Raw genomic sequence first — 15,657 nt, forward strand, 5'->3', positions numbered from 1 at the left:
GACTTGATCTGACAAATCATTTGATTTCCCCATTTACCTTTAATTATTTGAAAATAATGTCATCTTTTGGATCGTATTTATCCGCTTCAATCACTTTATTTTCTTCAAAGTATGTTTTCAGCATTTCAGCATCAATAAAGCCTGTGTTCACATAGCTAGGGTGTTTTTTCAGTAATGGATAACCATCGCCACCTGCCGCAACATAGTCAGGTAGAGAAACTTTATAGGTTTTCTCAGCATCAAACGGTTTTCCGCCGATTTTTACTTCAGAGATGGTTTTTGCATTACGATCAACGGTCATTGAAATACCTGCAAATTGAGGATAAGCACCGGTATCAACATCTTTTAATGCGATAGCAGTAAGGCTATCTAATAGTTCTTGCCCTTTTAAATCCACCGTTGCAATCATATTACCGAATGGTTGAACGGTCAGTAAGTTTTTATAGGTTACTTTGCCTTCCTCAATTGAGGTACGAATACCACCCGAGTTCATAATCCCGATGTCTGCTTTTACTCGCTCCATTTGAGATTGAGCAATTAAGCGGCCGAGATTCGTTTGATGGAAGCGAATATGTTCACGTTTACCATCTAATAAGCCTTTAACGCTACCCACCTCAATATTTAGTTTTTGGTCGCCTTCATCTTGATATTTTTTTAACAGAGCATAGGTTGCTTCATCAGCTTTAATTTCAGGCTGGTAAAGCTCATATTCTCTCGTGCCATCTTCTTTTTTGATGGTTTTTTTCAAGTTTACTGGGATTAACTCATATTTTACTAAAGTAGTTTTGCCATTTTTAAATTCAAAATCAGCACGGCCGACAAATTTACCCCATTCGCCAGCTTGAACAATCCAAGTACCATTTTGGAAATCTGGTTTACACTCTTCGCCCGGTGTATATTTCGCTTTGAATTGCCCCTTCTCATCAATACAAACGGTATCGTGTGTATGTCCACCAATGATTAGATCAAAAGCTCCTTTATCAAGCGTTCTTGCCATTGTTACATCGCCCGGTGCGTTTGTACCGTGTTTACCGTCAAAATAGTAGCCCATATGAGTTAAAGCAATACGCACATCCGGTTTTTCAGTTTTGTTAATTTCTGCAAGCGTTGTTTTTGCCGTTTCAATCGGGTTTTTAAATACCGCATTTTCAGTTACATCAGGATTACCTAATTTTGCAGTATCTTCAGTTGTAAGACCAACAACGGCAATTTTTAAACCACCTCGCTCAAGAATAATATAGGGTTTAACAATAGGCTTATCTGTTTTTTTATTAATAACGTTAGCTGAAATAAAAGGGAACTTCGCCCATTGTTCTTGCATTGAAAGGATTTGGAGAGGGAAGTCAAATTCGTGATTGCCTAACACCATAGCGTCATAACCAATCGCATTCATACCCTCAATATCAGGACGAGCGTTTTGCATATCTGATTCGGGTACACCTGTATTCACATCGCCTGCATTTAACACTAAGATTGATCCGCCTTTCTGTTCAACTTCTTTACGAATAGCGTCAATTAATGTTTTTTGTGCCGCTAAGCCATACTCGCCCTTATCACTTTGCCAGAAATGACCGTGTAAGTCATTGGTATGTAGCACAGTAAAACTATAGGTTTTATCGGTTTCATACGCTATTGCAGAGGCTGAGCCTAAAATAGCAAGAGAAAGTAATGTTTTCTTAAAGTTCATAGAAATACCTCAGTAAGTATTGGTGTTATAACAGGGCATTAGAAGAATAAAATGAATATCCAAGTAATTGCCAGTAAAATCATTGATAAAAATACGGCTGCCGAACCAAAATCTTTTGCTCTGCCAGACAATTCGTGAAAGTCAGAGCCAATACGATCCACAACGGATTCAATCGCACTATTTAATAATTCAACAATAAGCACTAAAAAGAGTGTTCCAACTAACAAGGCTTTTTCAATGTTAGTGTCGCCTAAAATTAAGGCTAGTGGAAATAAAATAACTGCACACCAAAATTCTTGACGGAATGCCGCTTCATTAATATAAGCTGCCTTTAAGCCTTTCATTGAATAATTTGTTGCATTGATCACACGTTGGAAATCAGCTTTATTTTTAGGTTTCATAAGTTGTTAGAAAAGTGAATAAGTTAAATGTTATTGTACTGAAAGAAAAGTTATCTTCAAGGGAGTTAGTATGAATAAAATCAATTAATCTGAAAATAGCAAAATTAGCTTTTTGCAAAAAAATTGAAAAAAATGACCGCTTGTTTATTCCATATTGGCTATTTTTCCGCTAATCTAACAACCTTGTTTTTCGGGTGGGTAAATAGTATTTATCCTTATTTTTGTCTTACAGAAGTGAAATGTTATGAGTCAATCATTATCATCAAAAATTCTTGGCGGTAATTTAGTATTACGCATCGCCATCGGTTTAGTGCTAGGGGTTCTACTGGCATTTATTAATAAAGATTGGGCAGTGAGCGTTGGCGTATTAGGTCAATTCTTTGTTAAATCTCTCCGTGCTATTGCACCTATTTTAGTCTTTGTATTAGTGTTATCAGCTATTGCGAATAAAGAAGTAGGTTCAGACAGCAAATTAAAGCCAATTTTAGTGCTTTATGTACTAGGTACATTTTGTGCTGCATTAACTGCTGTTGTGCTAAGTTTTATGTTCCCAACAACTTTAGAGCTAACTTCAAGCCCTGATGGTTTAACGCCGCCGCAAGGTATTGGTGAAATTTTAAAAACCGTTATTTTTAACTTAGTGGATAACCCTCTTGCTGCGTTAAGCAATGCAAACTTCATTGGTATTCTTGCATGGTCTATTGGTTTAGGGATTGCATTCCGTCACGGTTCAGCAAGTTCAAAAGCGTTTTTAAATGATTTAGCCAATGCAGTTTCATTTGTGGTGAAAATTGTGATTGCGTTCGCACCTATCGGCGTATTTGGCTTGGTGGCTGAAACTGTTGCTGTAAATGGTTTAGATGCATTTGAAGGTTACGCACGCTTATTATTAGTATTAGTGGGAGCAATGTTATTAGTTGTATTAGTATTAAACCCATTATTAGTGTTCTGGAAAACACGTCGCAACCCATATCCATTAGTATTTACTTGCTTGCGTGAGAGTGGTGTAACTGCATTCTTTACACGTAGTTCGGCTGCGAATATCCCGGTGAATATGAACTTAGCGAAGCGTTTAGGTGTGCGTGATGAAATTGCATCTGTAGCCATTCCTTTAGGTGCAACTATCAATATGGCAGGTGCAGCAATTACAGTTACGGTATTAACTTTAGCTGCAGCTTATACACAAGGGATTCAACCGGATTTCGCAACTGCATTATTATTAAGCATTGTAGCTTCAATCTGTGCTTGTGGCGCTTCAGGTGTTGCCGGTGGGTCATTATTATTAATTCCATTAGCGTGTAGCTTATTTAATATTCCAAATGATATTGCAGCCCAAGTAATTGGTGTAGGCTTTGTGATTGGAGTAATTCAAGATTCAGTTGAAACAGCATTAAACTCTTCAACAGACGTACTATTTACCGCAGCGGTAAGTTACGCAGAAGATCAAAAAGCGTAGTTTCTCTTTTCTCGGATAAGGTAGACTTTTTAGTCTGCCTTTCTTTTTTCGGTTTATTTTTGCGATCTGCGTCGAAAATTTACCAAATTCTTCTGAAAACTATCATCTTTAACGGCATACTTGGGTTAAAAAATTAACCTTTTGATTATGTTGGATCGTTTTTGTATTGCTCTCTTTTTATTCCATCTGCCTATCTTGCTGTTGCCTAGAGATTGGCTAATAGCTGGCATTACTTTGGGTGGAGTAATCTTAATCTACAGCATTTATGTTCGAGCCAAACTTATTTTTCTACTTGGTATGATAATCTGCGTTAGTTATTTTCACATTTTCCAAGTTGCAAAAAATGTGGAAAATATAACCGCTAGTAAACAGAACACTCAATTTAAAATTAGCAAAATCCTTAAGCAAACCGATTATCAAACCGCTATTGCTACACTGCCAACTGGTGAGAATATCTACCTAAATTGGCAAGCAGAGCAGCCATTATTGCTTAATCACTATTATCAAGCAGAACTCACACTACGCCCGATTTCGGCCCGCAGTAATATCAGTAATTTTGATCGCCAGCGTTGGTATTTTGCCAATCATATCCATATGACGGCGACTGCTCGGAAAGTGGAAAAATTAGCTCAAATAGAGAGTAGCTTTCGGACAGACTGGCTACATAAAGTTAAAGCAGACACGGAAAATTTACCTACACAAGGCTTATTATTAGCGCTTGCTTTCGGCGAAAGAGCTTGGCTAAAAACAGCTGATTGGGGGCTATTTCAACAAACAGCCACAGCTCATTTAATTGCTATTTCAGGCTTACACATTGGGCTTGCGATGCTGTTTGGATTTTATTTGGCGAAAAGCCTGCAATGGTTTTGTTTGAAAAGTAGGCTTAAGTGGTTACAAGCGGTCGGATTTTCACTTTATTTTGCAAGAATAGTGGGCTTTCTAACCGCCTTTGTTTATAGCTATTTAGCGGGCTTTGCTGAGCCGACAGTAAGAGCCTTATTCGCTATTGCCTTTGTGTTGCTTTGCCAATATTTAAGGCGGCATTACACCGCTTGGCAACTTTGGTGGAGAATTGTAGCCTTATTGGTGGTTATTGACCCACTCAGTTTACTTTCTGACAGTTTTTGGCTCTCTGTGTTAGCGGTAGTCAGCTTGATTCTGTGGTATCAAATTTTCCCTTTAAATCGCTTTATTTCTGATGAAACTCGCAAAAAAATGATGAAATTCAACCGCTTGTGGTTATCACTTTTGCATTTACAAATTGGAATTTGGCTGGTTTTCTCGCCTGTTCAGCTCTATTTTTTTGAGGGCGTATCTGCCTTTGCCTTACTTGCCAATCTGATTATTGTACCTCTTTACAGTTTTTTGCTTGTACCGCTGATTTTATTCAGTCTATTAACCGACAACCTCTTTTCTACTTGGCAACTGGCGGATTATCTTGCTCAAGAGAGTTTATGGCTATTAACACCCCTTTCTAATGCGTGGTTTACGCTAAGCTATTGGCAACAATGGCAGTTGCTTTCACTTAATCTATTGGTTTTATTATGTCTTTATTGCAAAGTATATGAGCTTTCTTATAAAAAATGGCTCAGTGCAGTTACATTATCAATATTGTTCAACTTGAGTTTTTATCTGCATAAATGGGCTAGTCAAGCCAAATCAGAATGGATTATGTTTGATGTTGGGCAAGGGTTAGCAATGGCATTGATTTATGAGCAAAACAAAGCAGTAATTTATGACACAGGTTCAAGTTGGCAATCTGGTGATGGCAAGATAAATTCAATGGCAAAGCTCGAAATATTGCCCTATCTAAAACGCAACGGCATTTCTGTAGAAGCCATTTTTCTCAGCCACGATGATAATGACCACTCAGGTGGAGTAGTCGATTTACTCTCTGCTTACCCAAATGCTCGGCTGATTAGCTCAAGTAAAGTTCGTTACCGCAATGTTGCACCGGAACCTTGCATTCAAGGGAAGTCGTGGCAGTTCGGAGAATGGCATTTATCCGCATTTTACCCATCACAAATTGTAGAACGAGCTAAAAATCACGACTCTTGCATTATTTTGGCAAAAAATGACCGCTTGCAGATTTTGCTCACAGGCGATTCTGGCATAGAGCAAGAACGCCGATTTGCCCCAAATATCAGGAAAATTGATTTCTTACAAGTCGGGCATCACGGCAGTAAAAGTAGTACTAGTGAAACCTTACTAGCCTTAGCCGAACCGCAATTCGCTTTTATTTCCGCAGGCAGATGGAATCCGTGGAAATTACCAAACAAGCAAGTAGTCGAGCGTTTAGAAAGAAAAGGCATTGAAGTATTAAATACCGCAAAAGTCGGAATGATTAGGGTTAAGTTTTATCAAAACTCATTTAAAATTATGCAAGCGAGAGACTTATTTTCGCCTTGGTATAAGCAGTTTTATTGATCAAATAGGTTTACCTAGCACGGCAAAGCCGTACTAGGTTAGGCATAATTCAGGCTCTTTGGGGCTGTAGGTTAGAGTGGCACATCATTCAACGCATTCGGATTTTTATTAATAAACATTGCATCACCATAGCTGAAGAATCGGTATTTTGCCTCAACAGCGTGGGCATAGGCGTTCATTGTGTTTTTGTAGCCTGCAAAAGCAGAAACTAACATAATCAATGTCGATTCTGGTAAATGGAAATTCGTTACTAACGCATCAACGACTTTGAAGGTTTTTCCAGGATAAAGGAAAATGGATGTATCTGAGAAGAATGGTGAAATCAGTTTGCCTTCCTTTTCGGCTGCTTGAGCGGCACTTTCAACCGAACGAACAGAGGTTGTACCAACCGCAATCACACGTTTGCCGTTAGCTTTAGTTGCTAAAATTTTATCCACCACTTCTTGGCTCACTTCGGCATATTCTGCGTGCATTTTATGTTCTTCAATCGTATCTACTCGCACAGGTTGAAATGTGCCAGCCCCAACGTGGAGGGTAACAAATGCGGTATTTACGCCTTTTACTTTCAGTTTTTCAAGCATTGCATTATCAAAATGTAAGCCTGCGGTTGGGGCAGCAACAGCTCCTAACACTTTGCTGTAAACCGTTTGATAACGCTCTTGGTCAGCATCTTCATCTGGGCGGTTGATATAAGGCGGCAGAGGCATATGTCCAGCCAGTTGTAATAAATCAAACAACGGATGTTGCTCACTAAATTTGAGTTCAAATAATGTATCGTGGCGGGCGACCATTGTGGCAGTAAATCCATTTCCTTCGCCTAACTTATCTTCCCCGAAAATTAACTCAGCCCCTTCTTTTGGTGCTTTTGAGGCTTTAACGTGAGCCAAACAGCGGTGTTCATCTAACACACGTTCGACCAACGCCTCGACTTTCCCTCCGCTTGGTTTACGACCGTAAAGACGAGCAGGGATTACACGGGTGTTATTGAAGATCAGTAGATCCCCTTCATTAATATGATCGTATAAATCCACAAATTGTTGATCGGCAAACTTGCCTGTTTCGCCATTTAAGTGGAGCAACCGGCTGGCAGAACGCTCAGCAGTCGGGTAGCGAGCGATGAGCTCATCGGGTAAGTCAAAATGAAAATCTGAAACTAACACGGTTATTCTATTCTCTGTAGTATAAAAATGGCGGAAATGATAGCATAAAAAGGAAGATAAGTCAGAAAAGCACACTCATCCTCAAAATGGAGCTTGCTAGCCTAAAGAAATTCTTATAGACTCGAAAAATCAAGTTCTCTTCTTTAGTTAGTTTGTATTATGAAAAAAGCACCTGATTTTATTTTAACTGCTATTGGATTGGGCGTATCGCTAGCTTCTCAAGCTAATACGATTGCACCAGAAAGAATCGATCCGTTCCAACAACAAATTGATGCTGCTCAGCAACAACGCCAACAGCAATACCAACAAAATCAAGCAGAGCAGTTACAACATCAGGCAGATGTGCGGCTTGATACTCGTATTACAGATAAACTGTAGAAGATCAGACTTGATCTGACAAATCATTATAAAAAGTGAGAGTTTCCCGTTTAGAATATGGGTGTCAAAAATCAATCTAAACAAAAAGGAAACTCTCATGTTTTATTCTAATCCTCTCATTAAACACAAGACTGGTTTGCTTAATTTAGCAGAAGAACTTGGAAATATTTCACAAGCCTGTAAAGCAATGGGAATGAGTCGAGATACATTCTATCGCTATCAACAAGCAGTGGAACAAGGTGGGGTTGATCTTCTACATATAAATAACATTCTTATGCCTATAATTCCATTTTCATTGGGGGGCGAGTATTTAAATGAAAATTTAGTATCCTACCCTAGATGTGAGGGAATAAAAATTAAATTTTGCAAAACTATCAGTGAATATAGTGATGGTATGCAGGTGAAGTTAGATGAGGTATATAGACTAAATTCCTCCGATATCCCTGATAGCATTAGCGCCCACGCTAATGCTATTTAATATAAGTTACAAGCGGCCAATTATTCTGAATATTTTGCAAATTTTAGCGGTAAATTAACCGCTTGTTTGGTACGAGTGAGGACGCTCGCACCATTGGGGAGGCAGTAAAAAAGCACAAGTCAGATAACTTGTACTTTATAGATTTGCAAGAAATTATCAAAATTCAACCGCTTACTTGAGCTTTTCAATCGCCCAATCTAGCCCTGAATTAAAATCTTCCGTTAAGTTTGGTCTTAGCTGTTCGAGTAAATCAATCAGAGTGTTTTTGTCTGGATGAGTAAAGTTAATATGTCCAACTTTTCTACCTGCTCGAACATCCTTTCCATACCAATGGAGTTGGCTAAATGGGAGATTTAACCATTGGTTTGAGTGTTCAATACCGATTAAATTAACCATCACACTTGGGGCGATTTGTTTGAGTTCGGGTGTTGGTAAATCAAGTAATGCTCGTATATGTAACTCAAATTGGCTGATAGAGCAACCGAGTTGTGTCCAATGTCCGCTGTTGTGAACACGAGGGGCGAGTTCATTAATGAGTAATTTATCGCCTACTATAAAACATTCCATCGCCATCACGCCGATGTAATCTAATTTCTGCATAACCGCCCCGAGCATTTGTTCAGCTTGTTGCTGATAAATCGCTTGGTTTGATAAATTTACATCAGATACTGAATAACGAAGAATGCCATTTTGTTGGAGATTATGAGAAGTCGGGTAGAAGCGTGTTGAACCATCACGGAATCTTGCCCCCACAATCGAGATTTCGCCATCAAACGGAATAAATTTTTCCGCAATCACTTTGCCGTATAAATCTGGCGTGATTTGTTGAATAGAGTCTTGGGTAACAATCCATTGTCCACGCCCGTCATAGCCACCTGTACGGCGTTTCACCACTACTTTTTCGCCGATATTTTGGAAAATCTGTTGCCATTGCTCCGCATTTTCCAGTAATTGCCAGCTTGAGGTGGCAAGATTGAGTTCATCAAGCAGGGATTTTTGCGTAAAACGGTCGGCTAATCGCCCGAACACATTGAGATTCACAAAATTTTTATGATTACCGAGTAGCTGCGTTAAAGGCGTATCTGCCCAGCGTTCAATTTCAGCGGTAATAATGCTGTTTGGCTCAATATCAAACACAGGAGCATCAAAGGCAAGCGGTTTTACTTCAATATCAAGTGGTGCACCTGCATAACGCAGCATTCTGCCTAATTGACCATTGCCTAATACATAAACGGGAGGGTAGATAGCACTTTTTTGCATATAATGTTCTCGAATTTAGAAATAATCGGATAGTGGTTTATCTAATTGTTGGTTGAGTAATACCATCAATTTAATGCGAGCTTTTTGTCCGCTTAAACCTTTGGTAAAAATAATGCCTTGTTGTTTGAGCTGTTTGCCGCCGCCCACATAATCATACACATATTGAGTAATGCCGTTGAAGGCACGGGAAACAATCACAACAGGGATATTCGCTTTCACTAAAGCAGCTACGCCATCAAGACAGCTGGGCGGTAAGTTACCTGCACCTAATGCCTCAATCACGACACCATCACAACGGCTTTCGGCAAGTTTCTCAAGTAAGAAACTGTCCATTCCAGCATAGGCTTTGAGTAGTTGAACATTCGTTTTAGTGAGCTGATTTATAGGAAAACGCTCGTAAGCGGTCAATTTTTGGAAGAAAATTACCGATTCTTTTGTAACCAAACCACAAGGCCCGAATGTTGGGGTTTGAAATGTAGCAACATTGGTTGTGTGGGTTTTGGTTACAAATTTGGCATTATGGATTTCATCATTCATTACCACTAGAACGCCTTTATCTCGGCTTTCTTCATTTAAGGCAACTAAAATTGCACTTTGTAGGTTAATTAAGCCGTCTGAGCCAAGTTCATTACTTGAACGCATAGCCCCTGTGATAGCGATAGGAACGTTCACATTTAAGGCTAAATCAAGGAAATAAGAGGTTTCTTCTAAAGTATCTGTACCGTGCGTAATCACAATACCATCAACATTTTCTTCGTTTACGGCTTGCTCTATACGAGTTTTTAACTGTTCCCAATGCTCAATATTGATATGTGGAGAGGGAATATTAAATAAGGATTCTTGCACCAATTTTGCAGGGTGGTTTAAGCGTTCTAACGCACTTAATAATGGATTTTCAGCAGAAGGGGAGACTTTGCCGTCTTCCCCTTCTTTCATTGAAATTGTACCACCTGTGTGGATAATTAATAATTTTTTAGACATTTGTAAAACGTGATTATTCAATACGAGGATCAGGGTTATCTAACACCATTTGAGTTTGTGTTTGGCGGAAGTGATGTAATTTTTCCGCAATTTCTGGGTTGAAAGCTGCTAAAATTTGTGCTGCTAATAAGCCTGCATTTGCTGCACCAGCAGGGCCAATTGCAAGTGTGCCAACAGGAATGCCTTTCGGCATTTGTACGATAGAATAAAGGCTATCGACACCGCTTAGCATTGAGCTTTTAACCGGTACACCTAGCACAGGTACAATGGTTTTTGCTGCAATCATACCGGGTAAATGAGCTGCTCCTCCTGCACCTGCAATAATGACTTTATAGCCATTCGCTTGGGCATTTTCTGCAAAAGAAAAAAGTTTATCTGGTGTGCGATGAGCAGAAACCACTTCAACGTGGTAGCTCAAACCAAATTGGTCTAAAATTTGCGTGGCTTCAGACATTGTCGCCCAATCACTTTTTGACCCCATAATAATGGCAATTTCGACTTTGTCAGACATTTTAAATCCTTATTCTGCTAATATAAAACGCTGTGATGATACCATACAAGGCAAACGTTTGCTTAGATATTTGATATGATAAAGCCAAATTTTAGGGCTGTTATCTATTGGTTAAAATATGATATAATCAATAACTAATTTTATTTTTGTTAAATTTAATCATCGGAGATATAAATGACGAGTAGTATAAATAAACGTTCGGTAATGACGCTTTTTTCAGATAAAAATGATATTTACAGCCACCAAGTGCGTATTGTCTTAGCAGAAAAAGGTGTTCCTTATGAAATTGAGAACGTTATGCTAGGTAGTATTTCTGAAGATTTATTGGAATTGAATTCTTATGGCAATATTCCAACCTTAGTTGATCGTGAGTTGGTGTTATTTAACCCTCGTATTATTATGGAATATTTAGATGAGCGTTTTCCACACCCACCATTAATGCCTGTTTATCCTGTTTCTCGTGGTCAGTGTCGTTTGAACATCTACCGTATCGAGCAAGATTGGTACGCTCAAATTGATTTAGTGAACAAAGATCCTGAGTCAGCAGAAGCGAAAAAAGCATTAGCTCAGCTCAAAGAAGATATTTTAGCATTAGCTCCTGTTTTTGCGGCTAAGCCTTATTTTATGAGTGATGATTTCAGCCTTGTTGATTGCTATATTGCCCCATTATTATGGCGTATGCAGCTATTAGGCGTGAAATTTACGGGTACTACAGCAAAACCAATTAACACTTATATGACGAGAGTGTTCCAGCGTGATAGTTTTATTCAATCTGTTGGCGGTGAAGCTCCAAAACATTTGATGGACGATAAAGATTAATGAAACCGTTAAGACCTTATCTTTATAATGCTTATTACAACTGGATTATTGATAACGACAACACGCCCTATTTATTGGTAAACGCAGAATATCCAGATGTTGATGTGCCAGTTGAATTTGTAAAAGAAGGAAAAATCATCTTAAATATTTCTTCTCGATCAGTCGGACAATATGTGGCAACTGATGAATACATTGGTTTTAGTGCACGCTTTCAGGGAATGCTAAGGGATATTCATATTCCTTTTGGTGCAATGGAAGCCATTTATGCCCAAGAAACGGGCGATGGCATTATGTTCCAAGAAGAAGAGTATTATAGCGTTGAGGCTTACCAAGCTCGCACAGGCACTGATAAAATGCAGAAGCCAAAAGTGAAAAAAGCATCAACATTAAAATTAGTGAAATAGAAGCGATAGAAATAATGAAGCCCTGTATAATACAGGGCTTCAGTTTTAGATAGTGATAAAAATTATTTCACGCGAGAAACGTATTCGCCAGAACGAGTATCGACTTTGATTACTTCACCGATTTGTACGAATAATGGTACGTTCACTACCGCACCTGTGCTTAATGTTGCCGGTTTACCGCCTGTACCTGCTGTATCACCTTTTAAGCCTGGGTCAGTTTCAACAATTTCTAACTCAACAAAGTTTGGTGGTGTTACTGCGATTGCAGAACCGTTCCATAAGGTTACGATACATTCAGCATTATCAACTAACCATTTTACATTATCGCCTAATGCTTTTTCATCTACAGAGATTTGCTCAAATGTTTCTGGGTGCATAAAGTACCAGAAATCGCCATCGCTGTAAGAGTAGTTGTAGTTAGCATCAACAACGTCAGCTGCTTCAACAGAAGAACCTGATTTGAAGTTGATCTCTAATACTTTACCCGAGATTAATTTACGGATTTTAGTACGGGTAAACGCTTGACCTTTCCCTGGTTTTACGAATTCGTTTTCAACGATTACACAAGGTTCGCCATCTTGGATAAATTTTAAACCTTTTTTAAAGTCATTAGTGCTGTAACTAGCCATTATTTCCTCAATTATTTAAAAAATAACAATAAATTAACACATTTTGAAACTAGCCCTATTGGGTTTGTCAAAAAGAGCCATATAATAACCTAAATTCACAAAATTAGCGAAAGATCTCTAAACTTTTTTGCTATAATTTTTATAATCACACTTAATAAAAGGAATACGAATGAAAAAATTGATCACTCTTTCTGCCATTTTAGCAGTTTCTGTAGCAACAGTTGCGGAAGCAAAACGTGGTGGCGGTTTCCGTGCTAGTCCATCAAAAGCGGTAGCAACTAAACCAGCACCTAAGCAACAAGCTCAACAAACACAGCAGCAAAGAGATGCCACTTTTGCGAACACACCAAATAATGCGGCAGCTCAGCCACAAGCTCGTCAAGGTAGCACTATAGCGAATGTGGCAATGGGGGCTGCAGCAGGTTATATTTTAGGCGATATGATGTCATCAAACGCACACGCAAACCAACCAGCAGAAGCAAATGCACAACAAGCGGTTGATTCTGCTCAAAATATTGCAAATGGTGCGATTGCGGAATTTAAGAGCATTGGTGGTCAAGTTGATCCATTCTTAGTGGAGAAAACAGACGGTTACCGCCGTTATTGTATCTCAGGCGTACAATATTTAGTGGCTGCACAAGGCGTACAAACTTCGCCAACGGTAATGGTTAATCCAAACGGCACACCATTACAATGTAATTTAATTCCTTAATAATCCTTAGGCGTGTCCTGTGCTCGCCTATGATTGTTTCCAGCGGACAGGCACAGGACCTGTCCCTACTGTTTTTTCAATGCAACCAATTCAAATTAAACCGCTTTGGCTATCTGAACTTGCTCAAGCCTTTAATAATCCTATTGATTTACTGCAATTTTTAGCTCTCAATCCAGCAGATTTTGAGGTAGATATCGCTGCTCGCAAATTATTTCCTCTCCGAGTGCCGAGAGTTTTTGCGGAAAAAATGGAAAAGGGCAATCCGAAAGATCCGCTTTTTCTGCAAGCAATGTCATTACAACAGGAATTTATTAAACAGGAAGGATTTGTTGCCGACCCGTTAGAAGAACAGCAAAGTCCGGCACCGAATATTTTGCATAAATATCATAACCGTTTGTTATTTATGATAAAAAATAGCTGTGCGATTAACTGCCGTTACTGCTTCCGCCGTCATTTTCCCTATGATGAAGTGAAAAGTGGTAAAGCAGTGTGGCAGCAAAGTTTAGATTATATTGCTGAACATACCGAACTAGAAGAAGTGATTTTTTCAGGCGGCGATCCGCTAATTGCAAAAGATCAGGAATTGGATTGGCTATTAGATAAATTAGAACAAATTCCACATATCAAAACATTGCGTATTCATTCACGCCTTCCTGTGGTCATTCCTAATCGAATTACGCCAGAATTATGTGAACGGTTATCACAATCTCGTTTGAATGTGGTGTTGGTTACTCATATTAATCACGCCAATGAAATTGATGATGTTTTTGCGGAGAAAATGGGATTATTGAAAAAAGCGGGAGTGGTATTGCTGAATCAATCGGTTATGCTAAAAGATGTGAATGATAATGCTCAAATCCTAAAAGCATTAAGCGATAAGCTCTTCAAGTATGGGATTTTGCCTTACTATCTACATTTGTTTGATAAAGTAGCAGGGGCGAGCCATTTTTATATTGAAGATGAAAAAGCGATTGAAATTTATCGAGAGCTACAAAAAATTACCTCAGGCTACCTTGTTCCCAAACTGGCAAGGGAAATTGCAAAAGAGCCGAATAAAACATTGAAAGGCTAATAGTAAATAGTAATAGATGACCTTTTTACTGTATATCCATTAATACGAATATACCATGCTAAAGGTCTTATTGTAATCTGCGAATTTATAGTTTGGAGAGCGTCTTGTTGGCAAAAAATACATTTTTTATATTCATAATTTTTTAAAAAGAGGGTTAAAGCCTTGTAATATATGACTTTAAGCCACTTTTTACCAACACTTTTGCTATTATGCTTTTATTTTAGATAGCAGTTTTAAACAGATAGAAATTATAACTCACATAGGCGGCGAAAAGGATAAGCCCTTCTAAACGGTTAATTCTTCCGCCTTCCGGTCGGTGATACACATTCAAACCAAATACAAAAAGTAAGAATGTTAAGGCAGACATAATCACAATATCACGAGAGAAAACTTCTGCAGCAACCTGCATTGGCTCAATTGCACCTGCAATACCTACTACAGCAAGGGTGTTAAATAAGTTAGAACCGATAATGTTACCTAATGCTAAATCCACTTCGCCTTTACGAGCAGCTGCAATAGATGAAGCAAGCTCAGGTAAAGATGTGCCAACTGCTATAATGGTTAAACCGATAACTAAATCGCTCACGCCAAAGAATTTTGCCACCTCAACAGCCCCCCAAACTAAGAATTGAGAGCTAACCACTAAAAGTACTAAGCCAATAATTAACCATAAAATTGATTTGCCCAAGCTCATTTCTTCACTATTATCCAATTCTGCATCAACATCAATGGCTAAGGCATCATCTTTACTTTTCATAGCAGTAATAATAGTCCAGCCCATATAGGTAAAGAATACTGCTAATAAAATAATCGCATCTAAGCGTGTAACATCGGCATCATAAAGTAAATATGCTGAAAGTAGAGTAACAGCCATTAAAAAAGGCAATTCTTTTTTCAGTACTTCAGAACTTACCATCAACGGCTTGATTAGTGCAGTTAAACCTAAAATAAGGGCAATATTGGTGATGTTTGAGCCATAAGCATTACCAAGTGCAATACCGGGCGAGCCACTTAATGCTGATGAAGCGGAAACAATCATCTCCGGGGCTGATGTGCCAAAGCCGATTACGACAATGCCAATTAATAACGGTGTCATACCAAAATGTTTTGCGGTAGAAGCGGCTCCATCAACAAAGCGGTCTGCACTCCAAACTAGCACAATTAAGCCACCGATAATAGCGGCAAGAGCAAGGGTCATAAATTATCCTTATTGTTACAAAATGAAAGTGCATTATAGCTTGTTGTATAAAAATAAATATAGGCAAAGCAAAATAAATCGCCT

15 protein-coding genes and 1 pseudogene are annotated in these 15,657 nt (G+C 38.7%); 8 read left to right on the plus strand and 8 right to left on the minus strand.

Features of this window, described 5'->3' with window-relative positions:
• Positions 1-43 precede the first annotated feature (43 nt).
• Together ushA and ACERCF_RS01915 are read right to left on the minus strand one after the other, a co-directional pair.
• Positions 44-1,687, minus strand: a complete 1,644-nt coding sequence (gene ushA / locus ACERCF_RS01910; protein WP_373624431.1) for a bifunctional UDP-sugar hydrolase/5'-nucleotidase UshA — start codon at positions 1,685-1,687, stop codon at positions 44-46.
• A gap of 38 nt (positions 1,688-1,725) precedes the next feature.
• The gene (locus ACERCF_RS01915) at positions 1,726-2,088 is read right to left on the minus strand and encodes a diacylglycerol kinase (RefSeq protein ID WP_373611447.1); all 363 of its coding nucleotides are present in this window, start codon (positions 2,086-2,088) and stop codon (positions 1,726-1,728) included.
• Between the two features lie 244 nt (positions 2,089-2,332).
• Between ACERCF_RS01915 and sstT the strand changes: the two genes are divergently transcribed.
• A complete protein-coding gene (sstT, locus tag ACERCF_RS01920) occupies positions 2,333-3,544 on the plus strand; it encodes a serine/threonine transporter SstT (protein WP_373624432.1) in 1,212 nt (403 codons plus the stop codon).
• Between the two features lie 144 nt (positions 3,545-3,688).
• Positions 3,689-5,971 (plus strand): DNA internalization-related competence protein ComEC/Rec2, encoded by a 2,283-nt coding sequence (locus ACERCF_RS01925; RefSeq protein WP_373624460.1) that lies wholly within the window; start codon positions 3,689-3,691, stop codon positions 5,969-5,971.
• A gap of 71 nt (positions 5,972-6,042) precedes the next feature.
• On the opposite strand, the gene queA is transcribed toward ACERCF_RS01925, so the two are convergent.
• On the minus strand, positions 6,043-7,131 hold the full coding sequence (gene queA, locus ACERCF_RS01930) for a tRNA preQ1(34) S-adenosylmethionine ribosyltransferase-isomerase QueA (protein ID WP_373624433.1): 1,089 nt from the start codon (positions 7,129-7,131) through the stop codon (positions 6,043-6,045).
• A gap of 159 nt (positions 7,132-7,290) precedes the next feature.
• On the opposite strand from queA, the gene ACERCF_RS01935 reads away from it, so the two are divergent.
• Together ACERCF_RS01935 and ACERCF_RS01940 are read left to right on the plus strand one after the other, a co-directional pair.
• Positions 7,291-7,509: a hypothetical protein gene (locus ACERCF_RS01935; protein ID WP_373624434.1), complete on the plus strand. Its 219-nt coding sequence runs from the start codon at positions 7,291-7,293 to the stop codon at positions 7,507-7,509.
• 97 nt (positions 7,510-7,606) lie between these two features.
• Positions 7,607-7,765: pseudogene (locus ACERCF_RS01940) on the plus strand (helix-turn-helix domain-containing protein); the annotation flags it as partial.
• 393 nt (positions 7,766-8,158) lie between these two features.
• On the opposite strand, the gene purK reads toward ACERCF_RS01940, so the two are convergent.
• From purK to purE, 3 genes are read right to left on the minus strand one after another with little or no spacing between them, the layout of a single operon-like run.
• Positions 8,159-9,247, minus strand: coding sequence for a 5-(carboxyamino)imidazole ribonucleotide synthase (purK, locus tag ACERCF_RS01945; RefSeq protein WP_373624435.1), 1,089 nt, complete (start codon positions 9,245-9,247; stop codon positions 8,159-8,161).
• Between the two features lie 15 nt (positions 9,248-9,262).
• Positions 9,263-10,228 carry an asparaginase gene (locus ACERCF_RS01950; protein ID WP_373612124.1) on the minus strand — a complete coding sequence of 322 codons (966 nt, stop codon included), beginning with the start codon at positions 10,226-10,228 and terminating at the stop codon, positions 9,263-9,265.
• A gap of 13 nt (positions 10,229-10,241) precedes the next feature.
• A complete protein-coding gene (gene purE / locus ACERCF_RS01955) occupies positions 10,242-10,739 on the minus strand; it encodes a 5-(carboxyamino)imidazole ribonucleotide mutase (RefSeq protein WP_373612125.1) in 498 nt (165 codons plus the stop codon).
• 174 nt (positions 10,740-10,913) lie between these two features.
• Between purE and ACERCF_RS01960 the strand changes: the two genes are divergently transcribed.
• A complete protein-coding gene (locus tag ACERCF_RS01960) occupies positions 10,914-11,558 on the plus strand; it encodes a glutathione S-transferase N-terminal domain-containing protein (RefSeq protein ID WP_373624436.1) in 645 nt (214 codons plus the stop codon).
• Positions 11,558-11,962 (plus strand): ClpXP protease specificity-enhancing factor, encoded by a 405-nt coding sequence (locus tag ACERCF_RS01965; RefSeq protein ID WP_373612127.1) that lies wholly within the window; start codon positions 11,558-11,560, stop codon positions 11,960-11,962. The genes ACERCF_RS01960 and ACERCF_RS01965 overlap by 1 nt, the downstream gene beginning before the upstream one ends.
• Positions 11,963-12,024: 62 nt before the next feature.
• On the opposite strand, the gene efp is transcribed toward ACERCF_RS01965, so the two are convergent.
• Positions 12,025-12,591: an elongation factor P gene (efp, locus tag ACERCF_RS01970; RefSeq protein WP_373612128.1), complete on the minus strand. Its 567-nt coding sequence runs from the start codon at positions 12,589-12,591 to the stop codon at positions 12,025-12,027.
• 169 nt (positions 12,592-12,760) lie between these two features.
• Here efp and ACERCF_RS01975 point away from each other — a divergent pair, with 169 nt between their 5' ends.
• Both ACERCF_RS01975 and epmB read left to right on the plus strand, forming a co-directional pair.
• Positions 12,761-13,303 carry a Cj0371 family chemotaxis-regulating polar lipoprotein gene (locus ACERCF_RS01975; protein WP_373624437.1) on the plus strand — a complete coding sequence of 181 codons (543 nt, stop codon included), beginning with the start codon at positions 12,761-12,763 and terminating at the stop codon, positions 13,301-13,303.
• 79 nt (positions 13,304-13,382) lie between these two features.
• Entirely contained in the window at positions 13,383-14,375 is a 993-nt protein-coding gene (gene epmB, locus ACERCF_RS01980; protein ID WP_373624461.1) for an EF-P beta-lysylation protein EpmB, read from the plus strand.
• 220 nt (positions 14,376-14,595) lie between these two features.
• Here the strand turns inward: epmB and ACERCF_RS01985 are convergent, their stop codons facing one another.
• Positions 14,596-15,573, minus strand: coding sequence for a calcium/sodium antiporter (locus ACERCF_RS01985; RefSeq protein WP_373612131.1), 978 nt, complete (start codon positions 15,571-15,573; stop codon positions 14,596-14,598).
• Positions 15,574-15,657: the final 84 nt, after the last annotated feature.

The organism is Mannheimia kashgarensis, assembly GCF_041807705.1.
In the GTDB taxonomy this organism is placed as follows: Bacteria; Pseudomonadota; Gammaproteobacteria; order Enterobacterales; family Pasteurellaceae; genus Mannheimia.